Genomic DNA, 24,073 nt, shown 5'->3' on the forward strand with positions numbered 1-24,073 from the left:
TCAAGATAACTGCTCGCTCTTTGTACTCATCATAACCATAAATCGATGAATTCAAAAAACATGTATAGAGCGCTGGTTATAATCCTTTTACTTCCTGCATTTTTAGGTGGATGCAAAAAAAAACCTAAAGAAAATATCGTAAAAGAAGAAAAAAAGAACACTTTAGTCTGGAAAGATTTTAGCCCCTATATTCAGGAATTTAATAAGAATGACGTTGAACTGTACACTCAATATTTTCCAAATGATAAGGCCGAAGAGTTTTTAAAAAACAATATCCCTTATTTTAATTGTCCGGACAAAGAATTGGAAAAAACCTATTATTTCCGTTGGTGGACATTCAGGAAACATATAAAAAATACAGCAGACGGATTTGTTATAACCGAATTTCTTCCGGATGTTTCCTGGGCCGGAAAATACAATACGATTAATTGTCCTGCAGGGCACCATTTTTACGAAGGGAGGTGGTTGCGAAACCAAAACTACTTGGTTGACTATGCTAATTTTTGGTTTAAAGGAGGAGGCAGTTTACGTTCTTACAGTTTTTGGGCTCCTAATTCCATACTGGCATTTGCGTCGGTTCATCAAAATAAAAAATTAGTTACAGAATTGCTTCCCTTTTTTGTTGAAAATTATGACGGATGGGAAAACGAAAGATTAGCTGAGGATGGTTTATTCTGGCAATTTGATAACCGGGACGGTATGGAAGTATCGGTTGGAGGTTCAGGGAAAAGAGCAACCATCAATTCATACATGATTGGAGACGCAGCAGCCATTGCTGAAATAGCTCGAATGGCCGGGAACAAGGTACTTGAAGAAACATTTTCCCGGAAAGGCTCAACACTAAAAGAATTGCTATTATCAAAATTATGGGATGCTGATGCCCAATTTTTTAAAACTTTGCCATTAACGCCTGAAGAGTATAATAAATTGGTTGATAAAAGATATTCCGATTCTTTTTCACTAATAAAAAAAGACTCGCTTAGCCTGGTTGATATTAGAGAACTTCACGGCTATACTCCTTGGTATTTTAGTATTCCTGACGATAAACACTCTGTGGCATGGAAATTCCTTGCAAGCGACGAAGGATTTAAGGCTCCCTATGGACCAACAACTGCCGAGCAAAAACACCCGGAATTCAAAGTAGTTTATGAAGGACACGCCTGCCAGTGGAATGGTCCGAGTTGGCCTTTTGCAACTTCTATAACCTTGAAAGCAATGGGAAATCTCCTAAGAGACTATAATCAGTCGGTAATTTCGAAAAATGATTTTGTGAATCAATTGCTAACATATTCCAATAGCCACAGAAGAATAAATGAACGTGGAGAAAAACTTTGCTGGATAGATGAGAACCTCAACCCTTTTACCGGCGACTGGATTTCGCGAACAATGTTAAAAGCAAGAGGACATGAGCCCGAGGAAAGAGGTAAAGATTACAACCATTCTGAATTCTGTGACATCATTATTTCTGATCTGATTGGCATCCAACCCTCAATGGATAATACGCTCACCGTAAACCCGCTAGTTCCTGATAATTACTGGGATTGGTTTTGTCTCGACAGAGTAAAATATCACGACAAAGAAATCACCATTATTTGGGATAAAAACGGACAAAAATATATGAAAGGACAGGGATTTTCTATTTTTGTTAACGGAGAGCTAAAACATAATTCAAAAAAAGTAGAAAAAATAACGATTCAAATTAAAAAAATAAAACAGCCTACGACTGAGATATAAGATAGTAGTTCAAACAAGTATGACCGAAGTTTTATCTCGCCAAAAAACAGGCGTAACAAAAATTTAAACAGATGAAAAAATACATTTTACTTATTTTCCAAATATTTGGCATTACAAGTGCTTCATTAGTAGTTGCCCAGTCGTATCAGGTTCAGCCCATCCCCTTTAACCAGGTGAGCATTGATGATGATTTTTGGTCACCCCGGTTAAAATCGCACTCTTTGAATACTTTACAAACCTGCATACACCAAACCAGAGATTCTACGGAAAGAATAAACAACTTCAAAAAAGCGGCAGGATTACTCGAAGGCCAACACCAGGGTATTTATTTCGACGACTCTGACGTGTATAAAGCGATGGAAGGAATCGCCTACTCGCTTATAAATAATCCAAATCCTGAATACGAGAAACTGCTTGACGACTGGATCAGTTACATCGCAAAATCGCAACAAGCAGATGGTTACCTGAATACCTTTTACACGCTAAACCACCCCGACGAGCGATGGACAGACATGGAAAAACATGAAATGTATTGTGGTGGCCACATGATTGAAGCTGCAATTGCTCATTATCAGGCAACAGGGAAGAAAAGTTTTTTGGATGTAGCTATAAAATTCGCAGATTATCTCGATAATACGTTTGGCCCCGGCAAACGACACTGGGTGGCCGGACATGAAGAAATTGAACTGGCTCTCGTTAAATTATATCACACAACCGGAAGTAAAGAATACCTCAATCTGGCTCATTGGTTACTCGAAGAAAGAGGACATGGTCACGGCAAGGGAGGTATTTGGGAATCAGAATGGGGACCTGCTTATTGTCAGGATGATGTGCCGGTTTCAGAAATAGCCGACATTAAAGGACACGCAGTCAGGGCGATGTACTTGTTTACAGGTATGGCTGATGTCGCTTCCGAGATGAATATTCCGGAGTATGTGGATGCATTAAAACGTGTTTGGGAAGATGTTACCCAAAGGAACATGTATGTTACCGGAGGAATTGGGAGTTCAAGGTCAAATGAAGGATTCACAGAGGATTATGACCTGCCAAACAAAACGGCTTACTGTGAAACATGTGCTTCAATCGGTATGGTTTTCTGGAATAACCGGATGAACCTGCTATCAAAAGATGCCAAATATGTTGATATACTGGAGCGTTCCCTTTACAACGGCGTGTTATCAGGTGTAAACCTCGAAGGGAATTTGTTTTTCTATGTCAATCCCTTGGAATCAGATGGAGATCATCATCGTCAACGGTGGTTTGGGTGTGCTTGTTGCCCGAGCAATATTTCACGTTTTGTTCCTTCCATTGGAAGTTACATTTATCTGAAAAATGATAACGAGGTGTTTGTAAATCTCTACATCGGAAACGAAGTAAACGTTGAACTGGCAAAAACAAATGTTCATCTTACCCAAAAAACCAATTACCCGTGGGATGGAGAAATTGCCATTTCCATTGACCCGGAAACGTCAGTTCCTTTTAATCTAAAACTGAGAATCCCTGGTTGGTGTAAAAGTTTCCGGGCCTCGTTAAACGGAAAAACAATAGAAGTTTCTTCCGTTGAAGATGGCTATTTATCGATCGAAAGAAATTGGGCTCAGGGAGATAAAATTACCCTTTCTCTGGATATGCCTGTTGAATTAATTAAAGCGGACGACCGAGTGGCTGAAAACAAAAATAAAAGAGCCATTCAAAGAGGTCCGTTGGTTTATTGCGTGGAACAAATCGATAACGCTACAACAAATATTGATGAGATAACCATAAGCCGGAATAATATATTTACGGTGAACCAGGGAGGGGGTAAACTGAACAATATGAAGGTATTGACAACTACAGACAAGACTAATAAATTAACGTTTATTCCTTATTTTGCGTGGGACAACAGAGAGCCGGGCAAAATGGAAGTCTGGATCAACTATAAAAATCAAAGTTCACTTTATACTAACTAAATTCAAAATGAAAAGAATAAATATTATCACAATACTGTTTTTGCTAGCCAGTATCTCTTCTTTTTCAAAAGAGAAACGCAACGCACATTACATTACCAACCAAGCTCCGCTGATTGCACAACCCTACACTGCACTGCCTATTGGGGCAATTCAGGCAGAAGGATTTTTGCTGGAAATGCTAAAAACCCAACGCGACGGACTCACCGGAAATCTTGACAGTGTTTACAGCCTGGTTTGTGGCGACAATAACGGCTGGCTCGGTGGTACCGGCGACGGCTGGGAACGTGGCCCCTACTGGCTCGATGGTTTGGTTCCTCTTGCCTATTTGCTAAATGATGATGAACTTAAAACAAAAGCTCAGAAATGGATTGAGTGGAGCATCAACAATCAGCGTGAAGATGGATATTTTGGCCCCAAAGACTTGCCAGAGAATTATGAAAAAATTCCGGGAACACAACAGGGAATGCGTAACGACTGGTGGCCAAAAATGGTGATGTTAAAAGTATTGCAGCAATACTATATGGCAACAGGTGACGAACGGGTAATATTTTTGATGACCAATTATTTTAAATATCAATTAAAAATGTTACCTGAAAATGAGCTGGGCTATGTAACATTTTGGGCGAATCGCCGGGGAGGTGATAATTTGGCCGTGGTTTACTGGCTATATAACATAACCGGTGATAAATTTTTACTCGATCTGGCAGAAATTATTCACAAACAGACTTTCGACTGGACCGAAGTTTATTCAGGAAACGTAATCAGAAAGTTAAACCCCCTACCCGATTTGCATTGTGTAAATGTAGCCCAGGGATTAAAGGAACCGATTGTGTATTACCAGCAGCACCCGGAAGAAAAATACCTGAAATCAGTAAAAAAAGGATTGTCTTCGTTAAACGACGTCCATGGTTTTGTAAACGGTATGTATGGTGGCGACGAAATGTTGCATGGCAATGACCCGACACAAGGTTCAGAATTATGCTCTGCTGTGGAAATGATGTTTTGTTTCGAAAACATTCTTCCCGTTACCGGTGATGTATACTATGCCGACTACCTTGAAAAAATAGCATACAATGTTCTTCCTACGCAAATTACCGATGATTTTACAGGAAAACAATATTTCCAGCAACCCAACCAAATAGAGATAACCGACAAGGAACGAAACTTTTTCAACGACAAAGTAGCCCGGATTTGTTTTGGCACAACTACCGGATACCCATGCTGTTTAACCAACATGCACCAGGGATGGCCAAAATTTGTACAGAACACCTGGTACGCAACTGCTGATGACGGAATAGCTGCTCTTGTATACGGACCAACAAAGGTTACGGCAAAAGTCGCAAATGGTGAAATGGTTACAATTACTGAATCAACAGATTATCCGTTCAAAGAAAAAATAAGCTTTACGATTGAGACCCAAAACAATGTAAAATTCCCGTTCCACCTACGTATTCCGAAATGGTGCAAATCAGCCACTGTTTTGGTTAACGGAGCAGTACAAAACGCTCCCTCTGAAAATGGTATTATTGTACTGAACCGCGAATGGAAACCGGGAGATAAAGTGGAATTAAACCTCCCCATGGATTTCAAATTTAGCCGCTGGCATGAACAATCGTTGGGGATTGAACGCGGCCCGCTGGTTTATGCTTTGCGTATTGAGGAAGACTGGCGTGAAGTAAAAACCGACGAATTTAAAGATACTTTTTGGGAAGTTCTGCCCCAATCGCCATGGAATTATGCAATTTGGGACAAAACTGTTGAAGACGTAGATTTTGAAATTGATATATTGGAGGATATAAAATCTTATCCCTGGAATCTTGAAAATACACCGATTACAGTAAAAACAAAGGCACGAAGAATGCCAATCTGGAAAGAAGAGAAAGGGATGGCTGGAAAAACTCCGTCGCCGGCATGGCCATACCGCGAAGTGGGTGACGAGGAAGAAATTCAGTTAATTCCGTACGGATGTACAACACTCCGGATTTCGGAATTCCCGGTTTACAAAAAATAATCTATTTAAAGTAAGTGTGTAAAAACAAATAGAAACTCCGGCAAAAATTTAGTATAACGCTTTCCGGTTTAATTTCGGGGCCGTCCAAAAAATAAATACAGAAACTTTTGTTTCGCTTTTAAAGTTAAAAATATTTTTTGGGACGGCCTCCTTTTTTCTTTCTGTTTAAACAGAATTCCTCTCCCATATTCTTTGTTTTTAATATATTTACAAGCTATCTAATTCAACAATTTTTAATCAATATATTTAAAATGAAAAGTAAAATCCTAATCCTATTTATTAGCTTTTTAGCTTTTAATACTTTTGCCCAGTGGCAACCTGCCGGAGATAAAATAAAAACCAAGTGGGCAGAAGAAATTGATGTCAATAATGTTTTACCGGAATATCCGCGTCCAATGATGGAACGCAGTGACTGGAAAAACCTCAACGGACTATGGGAATATGCCATCACAAAAGCCGGAGCTCCGCAACCTGCAAATTTCGACGGACAAATCCTCGTTCCTTTTGCTGTTGAGTCGAGTCTTTCAGGCGTTCAAAAAAGAGTGGATGAAGAAAACGAACTTTGGTATAAAAACTCATTTACAGTTCCGTCTTCCTGGAAAAACAAAAAAATATTGTTGCATTTTGGAGCAGTTGACTGGGAAAGCAGCATTTGGATAAACGAAATAAAAGTGGGAACACACAAAGGCGGCTACGCTCCTTTTTCCTTCGACATTACACCTTTCCTCAATAAATCGGAAGAGCAAAAACTGGTGGTAAAAGTATGGGATCCTACAGACAAAGGTTACCAACCTCGCGGAAAACAAACCAGCGACCCCCGAGGAATTTGGTACACTCCTGTAACAGGTATCTGGCAAACCGTTTGGCTGGAACCGGTAAATGAAATATTTATTCAGAATGTAAAATCAGTTCCAAATATTGACAACGAAAGCTTAAACGTACAGGCCGCTACTTGTGGAACATCTTTTGGCGATTATTATGAGGTAACCGTAAAACAAGGCGGTACAACAGTTTCAACAGGAAAAGCCGTTGCTGGGGAAGCGCTTGACATTTCGGTTCCTTCACCCAAATTATGGAGTCCTGAATCTCCGTTTTTGTATGATTTAGAGGTAAAACTCTTTAGCAACGGAAAAGTGGTTGACGAAGTGAAAAGCTACTTCGCTATGCGAAAAATTTCTACAAAGCGGGATGAAAGCGGGATTGTCCGTTTTCAACTAAATAACAAAGATTACTTTCAGTTTGGCCCCCTGGACCAGGGTTGGTGGCCCGACGGACTTTATACTGCACCAACAGACGAGGCGTTAAAATACGACATTCAGAAAACCAAAGACTTTGGCTTTAACATGATTCGCAAACACGTAAAAGTAGAACCAGCGCGTTGGTATGCTCACTGCGACAAATTAGGAATTTTGGTTTGGCAAGACATGCCCAACGGCGATCGCTCTCCGCAATGGCAAAACCACCAGTATTTTAACGGAACTGAATTAAAAAGAAGCCCGGAATCAGAAGCCAACTACCGTACTGAATGGAAGAGCATTATGGATTATTTGTACTCACACCCTTCGATAGTTTGCTGGGTACCATTCAACGAAGCCTGGGGACAATTTAAAACGGAAGAAATCTCTGAATGGACAAAAAGTTATGATCCAAGCCGTTTGGTCAATCCGGCAAGTGGAGGGAATTTTTATCATGTTGGCGATATGATCGACCTGCACAATTACCCCGGCCCGGCAATGTATCTCTTTGACGGAGCCCGTGCAAATGTGTTGGGCGAATATGGTGGAATAGGACTTGCACTTGAAGGGCACTTGTGGGCAACCGACCGGAACTGGGGTTATGTACAATTTAAAAATTCAAAACAAGTAACCGACCAATATGTTGAATACGCAGAGCAGCTTCTAAAAATGATTAAATCAGGCTTTACCGGAGCCGTTTATACGCAAACAACCGATGTGGAAGGCGAGGTAAACGGATTAATGACTTATGACCGAAAAGTAATCAAAATGGATGAAGAAAGGGTACGCGAAATCAATCAGAAAATATGTAATTCGTTACGTAAATAGCGAATTAGAACTTTTGTAGAAATATCTAAGCAACACCTGAAAATTAACATTTTCGGGTGTTTTCTTTTAATTTACACTCTGTTTTTCGAGTATCGGTATATTTCGTTATTTTCGAAAATCTAAATTCAGAAATATGAAAATTGTAGGAATGGATGGATTCGCACTGAATCCGGGAGATTTAAGCTGGAAGGATGTTGAAAAACTGGGAGATTTTACGGTCTACGAGCGCACCCCCCCTGAATTAACGGTTAAACGCGCAAAAGATGCAGATGCGGTTTTTACGAATAAAGTTATTTTTGATAAAAAGGTAATCGACCAACTTCCTAAATTAAAATACATTGGCGTGCTTGCAACCGGATATAATGTTGTGGATATCGAAGCTGCGAAAAAAGCCGGGATTGTGGTTACCAATATTCCGGCCTACAGTACTCCTTCTGTTGCGCAGATGGTATTTTCACACATGCTGAATTTTGCACAAAATATTTCAACACATGCTGACTCGGTTTCAAATGGCGAGTGGGCGAAAAGTAAGGACTTTTGTTATTGGAAAACTCCCCAGATTGAGTTGACCGGCAAAACTCTGGGCATTATTGGCTTTGGACAAATTGGCCAGGCAGTAGCCAAAATTGGACTGGCTTTTGGGATGAAAATAATTTATCAAAACCGAAGCAAAAAAAATTCTGAAATAGAAGCTACACAAGTAGAACTGGATACTTTGCTTTCTGAAAGTGATTTTATAAGCATCAATTGTCCGTTGACAAATGAAAACACTGGTTTTATAAACAAAACAACCATCGAAAAAATGAAACCAACGGTATTTCTGATAAATACCGGACGCGGACCTCTTATCAACGAGCAGGATTTAGCTGACGCATTAAATGCGGGAAAAATTGCCGGTGCCGGTCTTGATGTTCTATCCACAGAACCTCCTTCAGAAAACAATCCCTTGCCAAAAGCAAAAAATTGTTATATCACACCGCACACTGCCTGGGCCACATACGAAGCCAGAACGCGGCTGATGAAAATAGCTTCAGAAAATTTGAAATCTTTTTTGGATGGAAAACCAGTTAACGTGATAAATTAAAAACCCCAGCTTAACAATCTATAACATACTGTTAATCTGAAACTAAAGTGTAATTTTTATCATTTTTTTCATACTGCATTAAAAAATATTAAAAGTATTTTTTTTAACTTTTCGCCCGAAACAATTTCAATAATTTAGGTGTTCTAAATTTGAATTAAGTTCAGAAAATGGCCATGAAGATTATCCATGTTGTGTTACTGGCATCGGTGAAATATATACTCACTTTACCCTATGCTATGATTATTGGTCTGGAATACAAACAGGCCTTAATAGCTGTTTTGATTGGCGGCATTGGTGGTTTTTTGTTCTTTTATTATCTCAGTAAACGTGCCATTCAAATCTATCATAAAATACGACCATACATTTACACATTAATCCCAAGGCAACAAAAAACAGAGAACTGGAAGTTTGTCCAGGATAACACAAACCAACAGAAAAAACGCAGAAAGATTTTTTCAAAAAGAAACCGGCTTATTGCCCGTTTTCGCAAAACCTACGGATTTTGGGGAATTATTGTAACCACTCCTGTATTTTTAACCATTCCTGTTGGCGCTTTTTTAGCCAACAAATATTATTCGAGAAGAAGGTTTCTTGTGCTTTATATGATTTTATCCATTATCGGTTGGGCCGGAGTTTTATCCGGTTTTATCCATCTGTTTCCCAGAATATTTTTCTAATATAGCTTTATTCTCAGGATGTTGAATAAGTTTTTTATCTGCATCCAACAAATCAAAATCGTCGATATCTTGCAGTTGAATCCATTTAAACTGAATATGTTCGTTTAATTTTAACTGTATCGATGTTGCGGAGCACAAAAAGGGAATTAACCTAATCTTTTTAAAGCCATAATCAAACGGAATTGATTTTAATCTTTCAAGAATTTCAATTTCGATCTCAAGCTCTTCGTTTATCTCCCGCTGAATACAATCTTCAGGAGACTCTCCTGTTTTTAATTTTCCGCCAGGAAATTCCCAGGATAAAGAATGCTCTGATTCTGCACTTCGTTGTGTGATCAAAAACTTATTTTCAAAAAGAAGAATTGCGCATGTTACCTCAACCATAATTCAAAATTAAAAAAGATTATTTGCCTGCGACCCGAATGAATTATATTTGTGGGAAAGCTTTTCCGATGAAAAAAGAAGAATTAATTGAAATTATCGATTCCTGGGAAAACATTAACCTTATAATTGAGGAGTGCGACAAAAGTCCCACATTTTTTTCATCATTAATGGATATCGCACTTTACCATAAAGAACAAAAATCATGGCGGGCGGCTTATTTGGTTGACAAAATTCATGACGAGTTTCCCCAACTTGTTTTTCCTCACCTTGATAAAATTACAGAACAATTAAAAACAGAGAGAAACCTGAGTAAAAAACGCCATTTCCTGAAACTGATTAGTATGAATGAAATTCAGGAAAAACACTTTGGTTTTTTGGTTGATTTTTGTCTGGAAACCTTAACATCAGAAGAACCACCTGCCGTTCGCGTCCATGCAATGCAAGTTCTTTTTAACATCTCGGATAAAGAGCCTGATTTAAAACCGGAAGTTTTGGCGCAAATCGAGCATGAAATAGAATATCACGCCACTGCGGGAATAATTTCAAGGGGTAAAAAACTTGTAAAAAAACTTCGCAACCAAATTAACTCACTTTAAGTTATGAATCTTGTGCCGGTTGCTCCGCTCCAACTTCGCCCTGAAGACGTTCAATCAATTCTTTCAAACGTGTATCAACCTCGTTAAACAGGTCGTCCTGATTATATTTTCTGGTTAGATATTGAATATTACGCAACATCGAAAATTCGCGATCCTGTTCTGCTTTTGCTGCTGCCTCAAACCTTGCGGGCAGAGATAAAAAATAATCGACTTTTGCAAAACAATTATCGGCAAGCGTTCTTGTTAACTCAGCTCCTTTTTCATTTTCTCCGGCAACAAAATACTGTTCTATCGCCGGGAAAGAATCATAAGTTAATGGTAAAATTTCATTGGGAAACAACTCAAACATTTTATCAAGAACTTCCACCGCTTTTTCTTTTTTACCTTCCTGATTTAAAACACCTGCCAAACGGGCAAACATATAACGTGCCTGCAGAATATTAATCTCCTTCCGGTTATACTCATCTAAAAATATATCCGGGTCGTTTACATTTCCCCAAACATATTTATTCATTACATTATCATACAAAATACCGGAATTAACATGGCCGTAGTAAACTCCTTGTCTTTGCGTTTTAACAGGAACAAACCGATATGCCAGGCCTTCAAACTGCAGGTAATCTTTAAAATGGATATTTCCAACATGAACCAGGCTGTGATCGATATAAACAGGGCGCTCCCAATTATTCGCCGCCATCATATTTAAAACAGCCATTTCGCTCTTGGTTATTAAATTTTTTGAAATATTTATCTCAACTCTATCCACAATCAAAGCTGAATCTTCCGGTTGAACAGTTCCTGTTTCCAACACCTTCTGTTTATCAACCGTAATATGGAAATTACGTGCAGGAAAATAATCCATCATCTCCCCATTTGAAACTTTCACTTTGGTCCGAACATCATCACTGCCGAGAAATTCCATAGCATCACTCAGTTCCACTGAATTTTCAAATCGTTCCTGAAACAATACAATATCCCTTATTCCCATGTAATATTTACTCTTATCAAAAGAAAAAGGTACGGGCGGAGCATCATTTGTAGCCATTTGCTGCTGTGTGATATACCAATCCATTCCAAGGTATCCAACATTTATAATTTTAATATCCGGACGCACACCTTCTACTTCCTGCACATACCACAACGGAAATGTATCGTTGTCGCCGTATGTAAACAAAATGGCATTAGGAGCACAGGATTCAAGATAATTTTTTGCATAATCGCGTGTCATATATCTTCCGGAACGGTCGTGATCATCCCAGTTTTCCAAAGCTAAAATACCAGGTACCAAAACCAGCGAAATCAATGTAACGATGGTTGCAGGAACTGCCCCTTTCCATAATTTACTCAAAGCTGAATAAAAGGCGGCAACAGCAAGTCCAATCCAAATAGCAAAAGCATAGAACGAGCCTGCGTAGGCATAATCCCTTTCACGAGGTTGCACTGGATACTGATTTAAATAAACAATAATGGCAATTCCCGTAAAAATAAAAAGCATCAGCGTGACAATAAATCCCTGTTTTCCTTTCTTTCCCTGATTGTATTGGAAAAACAATCCAATCAACCCGAATAGCAAGGGAAGAAAATAATAGGTATTTCTTGTAGGATCGTTTTTCATAAAATCGGGCATATTTTCGCGTGGTCCAACTTTCGCATCATCAATAAGTTTAATTCCGCTGATCCAGTTCCCATTCATAAAACCGCCGTGCCCCTGAATATCGTTTTGTCTTCCGGTAAAATTCCACATAAAATAACGCATATACATGTGTCCCAGCTGATAGGAAAAGAAAAACCTGAGGTTTTCACCAAAAGTAGGCCGTATTAATGTTTTGACTTCTCCTCCGGTTCTTACTCTTACCGGTCGACCTTTCACTTTTCCCCAATCTTCATAAACTTCGATATGTTGAGGCTGGCTACTATACATCCTCGGAAAAAATGTTTCAAGTTTTGGCTCATATTCTGTTCCCGCCGACATGGACCCCGTAACCTCATATTCCCCATCAACCTTATTATACTGTGGTTTTTCACCTTTAGAACCGATTGCCGGAGCAGTATAGTAAGGCCCGTAGGTCAAAGGTCTTTCTCCGTACTGTTCCCTATTCAAATATTTTAAAAGAGCAAAAGCATTATCGGGGTGATTCTGGTTCATGGGTGGATTTGCAGAAGCACGAATGAGAATTAAAGCAAACGAGGAATAACCAATTAAAATTACAATCAGTATTGTAACCGCTGTATTCCAAACAACCAAATTTCGCCTTCTGGTATACCGGACTGCCCAAACTGAAGCTGCAACAATAAGCGCGACGAAAAATAAAATACCTGAATTAAATGGTAGGCCCAAACCATTGACAAAAATCCTATCGAAAAGAAAAGCAATCCTTGGTAAACCTGGTATTACCACCAACTGAATTCCTCCCAAAACTCCAATTGAAACACCTGTGGCTATCAAAACACCTTTCCATGAAAAATCATACTTTTTAAAATAATATACCAATCCTATGGCCGGAATCGCCAAAAGATTTAAAAGATGAACCCCTATTGACAATCCAACTAAATAGCCAATTAAAACCAACCAGCGGTTTGCATATTTTTCATCGGCATTGTTTTCCCACTTTAAAATGGCCCAAAAAACCGCCGCAGTAAAAAAAGATGACAAAGCATAAACTTCACCCTCAACAGCAGAAAACCAGAATGAGTCGGTAAATGAATATGCAAGCGCCCCAACTAAACCACTTCCCCATACAGCTATTTGCTCACCAATGGAAAGATTTTCAGAAGAAAATAGTTTTTTTGCCAAATGAACAATGCTCCAGTACAACAACATAATCGTCCCGGCACTCGCCAGAGCCGACATCGTATTTACCATAACCGCTGCTCTCGATTCGTCAGAAGCTAATAATGTAAAAAAACGACCTAGAATCATATGAAAAGGAGCTCCGGGTGGATGTCCCACTTCCAGTTTAAACGCACTGACAATAAACTCGCCGCAATCCCACCAGCTTACGGTAGGTTCAAGAGTTAAAAAATAAGTAAGTGCTGCGATGATAAAAACTACCCAACCAAGGATATTATTGATTAATGAGGCTTTTTTCACTTTTAGTAATATTTAAAAAGTAATTTGAACGAATAAGTTACTTATATTATTAATCATTGAGCTTTAAAAGATCATCGGCAAATATAAGGTTTTAAAAAAGAAAGTTTAAACAGGCAAACCACAAATTGCAAATTTGTAATGACACAGGTTTGTAAAAAAAACGACTAGAATGTTTCCAAAAGAAAAAAATTTATATTTTTGCACCGTCTTTAACGAAAAGACAATTAAGGACTGTCCCGTGGTGTAACTGGCAACACGTCTGATTTTGGTTCAGAAGAGTCCAGGTTCGAGCCCTGGCGGGACAACCAAAAAGAGCATTGTAAATGCTCTTTTTTGATTACTTTTGCATATAAAATTGACCTGTGGTGTAACTGGCAACACGTCTGACTCTGGATCAGAAGAGTCCAGGTTCGAGCCCTGGCAGGTCAACAGAAAAGAGCTGATTATTTAAACTGCAGCTCTTTTTTTTGATTTTAACTACCTAATTTTGAAGAAATCATAACTACTTATTAAAAAATCCATTTAACTTAGCACCGCAAACCATTAAATCAGAACCAAGGTATAATACAGATTATTGTCAATATTGATTTTAATTTGTAGTTTGTACCATGGATTTCTAATCCATTAAGTGATGGGAAGACGGAATAGTAGAAAGATAATTACCATTTTAATTGTCATATTATTGACATTAAAAGGTTTTTCCCAGCAAGATCCCATTTTGACACAATACATGTTTAACATGCAAACTATTAACCCGGCATATGCAGGTATGTGGGAAAAAATTGGGTTTTCTTCTCTGGTCAGGAAGCAATGGGTTGGTATCGACAAAACACCCCTAACGGAAATAGTTTCATTTCATTCCCCTTTAAAAAATGAATTCGTAGGAGTTGGTCTCAACGTGATGAACGACCGTTTTGGAAAAGAAAACAGGTTAAGTATTTTTGCAGACTATGCTTACGAGATTTCACTAACGCCTCAAACAAGACTTCGATTTGGTTTAAAATTTGGTTTTATGAACTATAAAAACCCCCTAACCCAATATCAATTATATCCCGATAATGAATACGATGAAGCATTTGCAGAAGACGTAGATCTGAAATTTCTACCCAACTTTGGTTTTGGCGCATTTTTATATGATGAAAACTACTATATCAATTTTTCAATCCCAAAACTTGTTGAGAATGATTTCAGAACCAATATCAATAATTACTCAACGCAGGCTGAGGTTAGAACCTTTTATGTTGGGGGTGGCTATGTTTTTCGGCTTAGAACGTTAAACAATTTAATTTTTAAACCAACAATGCTGGTAAGGGCAACATGGGACAACCCACTCCAATTTGATATAGGTGCTAATTTTATGTTAATGGAAAAACTTTGGATAGGTGGAATGTTTCGTTCCGGGGATGCAATTTGTGTCACTTCTCAATGGATTTTCAATAACAATTTAAGATTAGGATTTGGTATTGATGTAACATACACTGAAATCTACCCCTATCAATTCGGAACCTATGAATTTTCAATTGGTTACGACATCGACTTTTATGGCAGAAGCTATATTCGTGCTAAATATTTTTAAATGAAATCCGCTGGTAAATCAAACTCTTGTTTACTAAAAAAACTTAAAACCCGTATCATTTTATATATCAACCTTTTAACAATATCGCGCTAACAATAAAAACATTTGTCATTAAACTTGCTATTTATCTAATTTTCATTACCTTCGTAATGCAAACCCGTTTAAATAGGAATATTTAAGCAAGCCACAAATGATGGGAAGTTGTAAAAATTATTAAAAATTGTTAATTTGGTTTTGAAATATCATATGGCGGTATTGATATTTTAGCAAGTTGTAACTGTTGATCCCGACATGCAATTATGCATAGGTGATGGTGAATGGTAGAAAGTAGTGGCATAAAAGTCATTAGATTTTTTGTATTTATAATCCTTCTTTTTACACGTATTATTAATGGCGGTGCAAATAATACAGAAGGAGACTATTCATACAAAATTTACTCGTTAAATTATTTAATAAACCTAAATGATGTAACGGAGTATACTTTTTTACCCTATCGGAACCAGCTTTCAAGATCTGAAAATCGAGACACAAGTATAATTAGCTGCCCTGAAGACATTTCCACTTACACTGATTTGAATTCATGCACAAGTTTTATCTCCGGAAACTTAGAAGCTCTTATTCACGTCGGAAACATTAAAACATTAACCTGGGAAATGGTCGGGGCGACAGAAGGGAAGTCAAAATCTACCGGTATCAACCAAATTCGTTCCCACACATTTAATGAAGGAACCACAATTATAACCTACACAGCAACCGACCAAAACAGTAATACATCCAAATGTTCTTTTACTGTCACCATATCTGACAACCAGGTTCCTGTAATATTTAATTTTCCTGACAATATTATTATTAATACTAAAGAAGGAGAATGTTATGCCGATGTGCGCTGGAATGAGCCGGAAGCTGTTGACAATTGTTTTACCCCGGAGGAAATAAGCTGGAACTCATCTCACGAATCCGGAACCAGATTCCAACTGGGAACAACCGAAGTTACATATTCGTTTGTTGACGGTATTGAAAACAACAGAACAAATCTTTCTTTTCTGGTTACAGTTGTTGATAATGAGTCTCCTATGCTTGTTAATTGCCCGCCTGACATCACTGTTTATGCGGAAGAAGGAAGTTGCGAAACCACTGTTAACTGGGTTGAACCAACAGCTAATGACAATTGTACTGTAAACGAAAATTTACAATGGCAAAAATCACACGAACCCGGAACTTATTTCTCAGTTGGAACGACGACAGTGACCTATTTAGCAGAAGATGAATCGGGCAATTTTAGTGAAGAATGCACCTTCAATGTAACTGTAATCGATAACCAACCACCATCTTTCATCGCGCCACACGATTTAAATCTCTACTGTGACGAATACATCCCTCCCTGGGAAGCTTTTGAAGAATTCAGAACGGCGGGGGGAATTGCTTCTGATAACTGCGCAATTAAACAAAACAGTTTTAAACTAATTTCAGAAGAGCAAGATTATACCAACTGCCCATTTACCTTAACCAGAACTTATCAAATAACCGACATCTATGGAAACACTTCTACCACTTCACATTCCATTACATTTTTTGAACCCACCATTTCACTAAAGTCTGGCTTAGGTGCCTTGGGAACGGCATTAGCTGCAACTTTTACACAAGGCAACGTTACATGCAACGGGGGAAATGATGGAAGCATCACCGTTTCACTTACAGATATTGACGGTACATATGACATCTCCTGGTCAGGCCCCATTTCAAACTCGGCTACATCTCAAAACGGTTCAAATTTTATAATCAATAATTTAACTACAGGAAATTATACAATAACAATTACAGACGCAAGTGAAACGGAAATCCTAAATGTCTCAATTACGGAACCGCCTCCGCTCTCAATTGTAACACAACCAACAAGTTTGATCGACTGCGAAGGACATATAGTTTCATACGATGTTGAAGCATCAGGCGGTAAAGGAAATTATACATATATATGGCAAAGGAAAACACCTTCAAACGGTTCATTCTCAAATCTTACAGCGGGCGGAAATATTTCTTTTCCAACACCCGATGAATTGAGAATTGAAAATGTTGGCAGTTCACAAGATCCTGATGGAACAGAATATCGCGCAATTATTTCTGATGAATGTGAAACACTAATCTCAGATGTTGCAACACTTTCTGTAAACGAAATTACAGGCCTTGACCCTTCATATTCAGATGGCTCTATCACAGATATCACAATTTGTGAAGGAGAAAACTTTTCCTATACCGTCACAACATCTGGAGAGACACCTGTTTCATATCAATGGAAAAAATTCATAAGCACAAATAATTGGGGAAATGTAACAAACAATGGTATCATTTCAGGTTCCAATTCAGCAACCCTGACTTTTACAAATGCAACTCCTGCGGAAAGTGGGGAATACAAAGTTACTGTTACATTTCCTTCATCGGGCGCAGATTGTAATGTTACGAGTGACACCAGAGAAAGAAATCTAACAGTTAGTCCTCTTCCGCATCTATCAGTAAATATTCCTTCACAACAAATCTGTCCGGGAACGCCAATCTCAGATTTGATTATTACAAGCGATATTCCGGTTGATTTTTCGTGGAGCAGAACAAATACAGCCAATTTAACGGGAATTGCATCATCAGGATCATCCAGTTCAACAACATCTTTAACCATTTCAGGATCACTATCAAGTTCCGAGCCACAAAACCTGCAATCAACAACATTTACAGTAACTGCTGAATCTGCTGACGGATGTATTTCAATCATTACTGCCACTGTTGAAGTAGTTGACAATACACCTCCATCCATCACCTGCTCTTCAAACATTACACAAAGCACTGATGGGGGCAACTGTGCAGCTTTTGTTACCATACCGGCACCGACAACAAGTGACTATTGCGGAATTGCATCGACGATCAACAATTACAATAATTCTTCCGATGCAAGTGATACATACCCGGTGGGAACTACCACAGTAGAGTGGACGGTAACAGACAACAGCGGAAACATTGGTACCTGTTCACAAACCATAACTGTCACCGACAATGAAGCACCGGTTATCACAAATTGTCCTTCAAATATAACGATAAACAATACACTAGGCAGTTGCGAAGGAACAGCCACGTGGATTGAACCCTCAGCCACAGACAACTGCACATCGGCAGCGAACCTCACCTGGAACCGTTCCCATATCCCGGGGAGCACTTTCCCCGGAGGAAGCACGACCGTTACTTATGAAGTAACCGACATGTCCGGGAATACCAGTAACGTTTGCAGCTTTACTGTTACCGTGCTTGATCAAGAAGTCCCGACAAAGGAAAGTTGCCCTAACGACATATCTGTAGAAGTCAATCTCGACTCGTGCGATGCCATCGTAAATTATACTTTACCAACATTTAAAGATAATTGCGACGGAATAGGATTGACCGGAACACTCGTACAGGGACTTAGTCCGGGAGGTTCTTTTCCTCTCGGAACAACTACCGTAACTTACGAATATACCGATATTGCAAACAATGGCACAGCTTCATGTTCCTTTGATGTAACTGTGATTGATAACCAGAAGCCAGAAATCATTTGTCCTGCCAATATAATTGAGAATGTTGATCCGGGCCAGTGTCAAGCGGATATTACTATTCCGGTTGCAACAGCAACAGATAATTGCAACGTGGCGACAATAATTAATGACTACAATAATTCCGGAGATGCTTCTGATGTCTATTCTGTTGGGACAACAACGATTGTCTGGGTAGCAACTGACGATCAGGGTAATCAGGGAGTTTGCCAGCAAACAGTTACAATAATTGATAATGAACCGCCAAATGCCGATCCTCTTCCAAATCTCGGTCCGTTTAATTGCTTTGATGATATTACCGCTGCAAATACGGGCGATATCACCAATATTACAGATAATTGCGGCATGCCTGTTACTACAACCTGGATTAACGACTCCGGCACGGGAGATTGCAGCTATTCGGTTATTCGGACCTACCGACTGGAAGACCAGTACGGAAATATTTCAACTATTCAGCAAAATATATTAATTGACGATACGACTCCCCCAACGGCAGATCCACTTCCCGATATCACCGTTGATTGTTACGATGACTTAAATAATGCACCTTATGCAGAAAATACGACCCATGTAAAAAATAAAAGTGATAATTGTGATGGAATAGTCACAGTAACTCAGCATTGGACGGATACAAATCCCGGAGGATGTAATTTAACTATTTACAGATATTATGTTATTGAAGATGAATGTGGAAATGCAGATACACTGGTTCAAAATATTTTTGTCATCGACACTATCCCTCCTACTTTGAATGGAATCCCTGTAGATGAAACAATCAACTGTGACGAATACCCTTTCACACCTGTGGTTACAGCTGCTGACAACTGCGATGCAGCACCTGTTATTACCTTAGACACGATTAATTCTACACAAACCTTTAATGGAAGTTGTACAGACTATACCTATGAATACACTTTGCAATGGACTGCCACAGACAATTGTGGCAATAGCTCAACCGGTACACAAATTATTACTGTAACGGATGACTCGCCTCCTGCAATTACTGCTCCTCCAACCGTAATTATTGATTGCGCGGAAAGTCGTGACACATCGAACACCGGTTCTCCAATTGCAATCGACAACTGCGAAAGTAATTTAATAATATCATATTCAGATCTAGAAGTTCCAGTTGGATGTGGAAACGAGTTATCAATAACCAGAACATTCACAGTAACTGATGTGTGCAATAGTTCATATACTGCAACTGTCACACAATCGATCGGTGTACAAGACAATATTGCTCCTACATTTGATAATTTCCCTTCAGACACTCTCGTGTCGTGTCCTGATAATATTCCTGACATAGACTCAACCATTACGGCAACAGATAATTGTGGCACCGCAACTGTTACTTTTATCAGCGAATCTTATTATGGTTTAGAAAACCAACCGGGTTTTTGTCCTACCTCGGTAGAAAGGATTTACAGGGCAGAGGATGAATGTGGAAATGCCATAGAATATACACATACAATCACAGTTGACGATGATTGCGGCTGTAGTATTTGTCAATCTTCTGTTCCGCACCAAATTGCCGATTTAAGGGGAAATCCGGACTCAGTTTGGATTGGAGAATGGCTGCAAAGAGATGGAACCTGTTGTGATCAACCTACAAATCATGAATGTCAATCAATTACCGTTTATCTTGATCCCGATGCAGTTAGTTTAATCGTTCAAGATGTACGGGCTCCTTCTTATGGAAGTGAAACATTCCAAATTGATTGTGGCCTCGAAGGAACTTTTGGTACTGAAATATGTGTAGAAGGTGGGGGTGTACACGTTATTACTGTATGCAAGCCTGGTAAAGAAAAACAACAAATAAGCATTACTCAAATATCTGGCGCAATAACTCCTGCAAATATAAGAACAAGAGTTGGATGTGATTATGTAATAGAAGTTGAAGGAAGTATCGACGAATCAACTGTAACCTGGACTGATATCTCAGGAAACGGATATGAAAAATATTTATCATGCACCTACGGTTGTTTAACAAGTGTTTTTACTCCCGATTCAGATGCACCAACTACCGTACAATACCAAGTTTGTGGAAACTTGTTGGGCTCATCCTGTATAGATGGAGCCAATGCCTGTGATACTGTCACCATCACCGTAATTCCGGAGATTGATATATTGATTGATTCGGTTGAGGTTTGTGAAGGTGAAAATGTTTCTGCAACAGCTACACCTCAACCCGTCGGAACCTACAACATTTATTGGTATGACGATATCAATGGCACAGGAAATATTGTCAAACAAGAAATGGGAGTTTCCTCCTCAACTATAGATTTGAGTACTCTACCTCCAGGGACTTATAACTATTCTGTATATGCTGTAGAAGTAGCAACAGGTTTGGAATGTGCAGAAGACACTATTAATTATAACATTACAGTCCATCCTCTACCCGATATCCCACCCATTCAGAACGAAGCAATTTGCTCTGAAGACTCAGTAGTTGTTGATTTACCTGCCGGTTATACTTACGACTGGAATGATTACTCAAATATATCTGTTAGAGACGATTCTACTTTTGTATTTATTCCTGGCAGCACCGGAACATTTGAATATTATGTTACTATCACTTCTGAGTTTGGGTGCGAGACAACAGATACTTTCTCTCTGGTTGTTGATGCTTGTCTGGAATGTGGAAACACAACATTGTGTCCTGCAGATACAATAATTATCACGACAGTAAGTGATTTCATTGCAGCAGGCGGCACCGTCAATTTCCCGTGTAATGTCGACGATTCAAGCATTGATCTAATTCGTTCAGTATCAAATAATGCTTCCTGTCCGGAAACAATCACCAACACATACGAAGTCTGGGATAATTGTGGGAATAGTGCCACTTGTGAATTCACTATTACCCGAACAGACACAAATTTCCCGACTGTTGTTTGCCCGGATGATGCAGTATTAGAAGCCTGCTCTGAGGTTGATCTGGACTCCATTACGGGTTTACCATATTCCGCGACTGACACAATAATCACATTGGCACAGTTTCAATCAGCTGGTGGAGATGCAAGTGATAATTGTACCTATACCATTTCATACAGGGATGCTTTATCCGGTACCTGCCCAACAAACGTCAGAAGAATTTTCACTGTAACCGATTTATGTGACAATCAGGTTCAATGTGAGCAAACCTTTACGATCAATGATGAAATTCCCCCTGTGGTAAATTGTCCTCCTGATATCGAACTGATTGCTTGCGGTGATACAGATTTAGACTCTTTGACATCATTACCCTTTTCTTCAACGATTTCAATCATATCTCTTGCTGAGTTCATTGCGGCAAACGGAAGTGTAACCGAAGACTGCGGCATCTCGCAAATATCCTACATTGATACAAAGACCGGAGCCTGTCCTGTTACTTACAGTCGAAGTTTCAGAGTAACCGACTTATGTGGAAATTCAGATGCATGTGTTCAAACTATTACTTTAAACGACACCGTTCCTCCTGAAATTAATTGTCCTTCAGGATTTACACTGGAATGTATTACTGATATTCCACCAGCCGCTACAACTGTTTCTGATTTTATCGCGTCAGGAGGTTCAGTTTCTGACAATTGCTCTCTTCTGTACGAATCATTTGATATGGTTAGTGAAACCACTACAACCGGAGACTGTCCAATTTACGTTGAAAGAGTATACAGCATAACCGATGAATGCGGGAATCCTGCAACATGTACTCAAACTTTTACCATCGATGATAATGAAGCTCCTGTACTTCATGATATACCTGAAGATGTAACATTTGAATGTTCAGACTGTATTCAAGGCTTTGTAAATGGAGATTTTGAAGACAATAATATACAATCCAGTCAGGGTTGGGATTATGAAAATGAAAATGATGTGCCGGGCTGGGACACCGATTCTCCTACAAACAATATTGAACTACAAAGATCTGGCAGTGTCAACGGGGTAATCTCTCATTCTGGAAATTTTCACGCTGAATTAAATGCTGATACTGATGGAGACTTTTACCAGGAATTTTGCACAGTTCCTACCACTTGGGTACAAGTTTCCTTTTGGCATCGATGGAGACCTCCAATTTGGCATAACTCAAATGATGATATTATGGGAATATATGTCGGCCCGGACCATAATAATGTTTCTTTGGTTGCAACCGTTACATCTCGGGCTAATGTAGCACCAGATTACTGGGAACAATATACCTTTTCTTTTGCTGTTCCAGCAGGTCAAACATCTACTACATTTTTATTCCGGGCAATACAAGGAGCCCCAACTGATAACACGTATGGGAACTTAATTGACGATATTCAGGTAGTTACACTTTTTGATCCTTCTGCGATACCATATGCAACAGACAACTGCGATGCCGCAATAGATCTTGTAGAAAACAGAATTGATGGCGAATGTGAGGGAAATTATCAGTTAATCAGAACCTGGACAGCCACCGATTACTGTGGAAACTCAACTTCAGCAACTCAAACGGTAACTGTTGGTGATTATGAAGATCCTATTTTATATAACCTACCGAACGATACCACTGTGAGTTGTAATGACATACCTGAGCCTGCAAATATAACTGCAACAGACAATTGTGAACTCGACACCCTTGTGTTTGCAGAATTTGGAGGATATGGATGCAATTATACAATCGAACGTACCTGGACAGCTTTTGATGAATGTGGACACTCAATATCACACACACAGTATATTTATGTTCAGGACACCAGTCCTCCTGAAATAACGTGTCCTCCCGATACTTCATTTCAATGTATTGCTGATATTCCGGCTCCGGATATTTCGCAAATTATAGTTATTGACAGTTGCAATGATGCAACCGTTTCATTTATTGGAGATTCTTCCGATGGAAATACTTGTCCTGAAGTTATTACCAGAACTTACCAGGCAGAAGACAGTTGCGGAAATGTAGCTACTTGTACTCAAATATTTACTATAAATGATACAATCCCACCTGATTTTACGGTTCCACCTGATATTACTATTTATAAAAATGATACTTGTAGTTATGATGCATCTATTTCTATAACAGGTGATGTAAGTGACGAGAATGACAACTGTTCGATAAACCCGGAAGTTACTTATTCTGATTCAGAATCTGTTGGTGCGTGTGATGGAGAAACAATAATTACGCGTACCTGGAGTGTAACCGATGAATGTGGCAATGACACCACACAAACTCAAATCATTACGGTTTCCGACACAATTAGCCCTGTTATTTCATGTCCGCCATTAGATAGTATTGAAGCTTGTGATATCTCTGAATTCAATACTCAGGTTACATTCCCTTACTCTGAAACTGCCTCTTCAATCACTGTTGCTGAGTTCGAGGCTTTGGGAGGAACGGCAACCGA

At 39.1% G+C, this 24,073-nt stretch carries 11 protein-coding genes and 2 tRNA genes; 11 read left to right on the forward strand and 2 right to left on the reverse strand.

What is annotated here, in order from left to right:
* Positions 1 to 45: 45 nt before the first annotated feature.
* The 6 genes from K5G00_RS21995 (at position 46) to K5G00_RS22020 (ending at position 9,518) form a co-directional block, all read left to right on the forward strand.
* On the forward strand, positions 46 to 1,734 hold the full coding sequence (locus K5G00_RS21995; protein WP_238768550.1) for an MGH1-like glycoside hydrolase domain-containing protein: 1,689 nt from the start codon (positions 46 to 48) through the stop codon (positions 1,732 to 1,734).
* Positions 1,735 to 1,805: 71 nt separating this feature from the next.
* Positions 1,806 to 3,683: a glycoside hydrolase family 127 protein gene (locus K5G00_RS22000; protein ID WP_238768552.1), complete on the forward strand. Its 1,878-nt coding sequence runs from the start codon at positions 1,806 to 1,808 to the stop codon at positions 3,681 to 3,683.
* Positions 3,684 to 3,690: 7 nt separating this feature from the next.
* On the forward strand, positions 3,691 to 5,694 hold the full coding sequence (locus K5G00_RS22005; RefSeq protein ID WP_238768554.1) for a beta-L-arabinofuranosidase domain-containing protein: 2,004 nt from the start codon (positions 3,691 to 3,693) through the stop codon (positions 5,692 to 5,694).
* Between the two features lie 251 nt (positions 5,695 to 5,945).
* Positions 5,946 to 7,757 carry a glycoside hydrolase family 2 protein gene (locus K5G00_RS22010; RefSeq protein WP_238768556.1) on the forward strand — a complete coding sequence of 604 codons (1,812 nt, stop codon included), beginning with the start codon at positions 5,946 to 5,948 and terminating at the stop codon, positions 7,755 to 7,757.
* 133 nt (positions 7,758 to 7,890) lie between these two features.
* Positions 7,891 to 8,841 (forward strand): D-2-hydroxyacid dehydrogenase, encoded by a 951-nt coding sequence (locus K5G00_RS22015; protein WP_238768558.1) that lies wholly within the window; start codon positions 7,891 to 7,893, stop codon positions 8,839 to 8,841.
* Positions 8,842 to 9,014: 173 nt separating this feature from the next.
* Positions 9,015 to 9,518: a hypothetical protein gene (locus K5G00_RS22020; RefSeq protein ID WP_238768560.1), complete on the forward strand. Its 504-nt coding sequence runs from the start codon at positions 9,015 to 9,017 to the stop codon at positions 9,516 to 9,518.
* Here K5G00_RS22020 and K5G00_RS22025 read toward each other — a convergent pair.
* Positions 9,477 to 9,902, reverse strand: a complete 426-nt coding sequence (locus K5G00_RS22025) for a (deoxy)nucleoside triphosphate pyrophosphohydrolase (RefSeq protein ID WP_238768562.1) — start codon at positions 9,900 to 9,902, stop codon at positions 9,477 to 9,479. The two genes, K5G00_RS22020 and K5G00_RS22025, sit on opposite strands and share 42 nt — an antisense overlap.
* 68 nt (positions 9,903 to 9,970) lie before the next feature.
* Between K5G00_RS22025 and K5G00_RS22030 the strand changes: the two genes are divergently transcribed.
* The gene (locus K5G00_RS22030; protein WP_238768564.1) at positions 9,971 to 10,498 is read left to right on the forward strand and encodes a hypothetical protein; all 528 of its coding nucleotides are present in this window, start codon (positions 9,971 to 9,973) and stop codon (positions 10,496 to 10,498) included.
* 1 nt (position 10,499) lies between these two features.
* Here K5G00_RS22030 and K5G00_RS22035 read toward each other — a convergent pair whose 3' ends face one another.
* On the reverse strand, positions 10,500 to 13,589 hold the full coding sequence (locus K5G00_RS22035) for a glycosyltransferase family 117 protein (protein WP_238768566.1): 3,090 nt from the start codon (positions 13,587 to 13,589) through the stop codon (positions 10,500 to 10,502).
* A gap of 232 nt (positions 13,590 to 13,821) precedes the next feature.
* On the opposite strand from K5G00_RS22035, the gene K5G00_RS22040 reads away from it, so the two are divergent.
* The 4 genes from K5G00_RS22040 to K5G00_RS22055 form a co-directional block, all read left to right on the forward strand.
* Positions 13,822 to 13,897: transfer RNA gene (locus tag K5G00_RS22040), tRNA-Gln, on the forward strand.
* A 48-nt stretch (positions 13,898 to 13,945) separates the two neighbouring features.
* Positions 13,946 to 14,018, forward strand: a tRNA-Gln gene (locus K5G00_RS22045).
* A 202-nt stretch (positions 14,019 to 14,220) separates the two neighbouring features.
* Positions 14,221 to 15,165 (forward strand): PorP/SprF family type IX secretion system membrane protein, encoded by a 945-nt coding sequence (locus K5G00_RS22050; RefSeq protein ID WP_238768568.1) that lies wholly within the window; start codon positions 14,221 to 14,223, stop codon positions 15,163 to 15,165.
* 317 nt (positions 15,166 to 15,482) lie between these two features.
* Positions 15,483 to 24,073: HYR domain-containing protein (locus K5G00_RS22055; RefSeq protein ID WP_238768570.1), on the forward strand; the 8,591-nt coding region annotated here is incomplete at its 3' end.

The sequence above is a fragment of the Maribellus maritimus genome, assembly GCF_022267315.1.
Taxonomy (GTDB): domain Bacteria; phylum Bacteroidota; class Bacteroidia; order Bacteroidales; family Prolixibacteraceae; genus Draconibacterium; species Draconibacterium maritimum.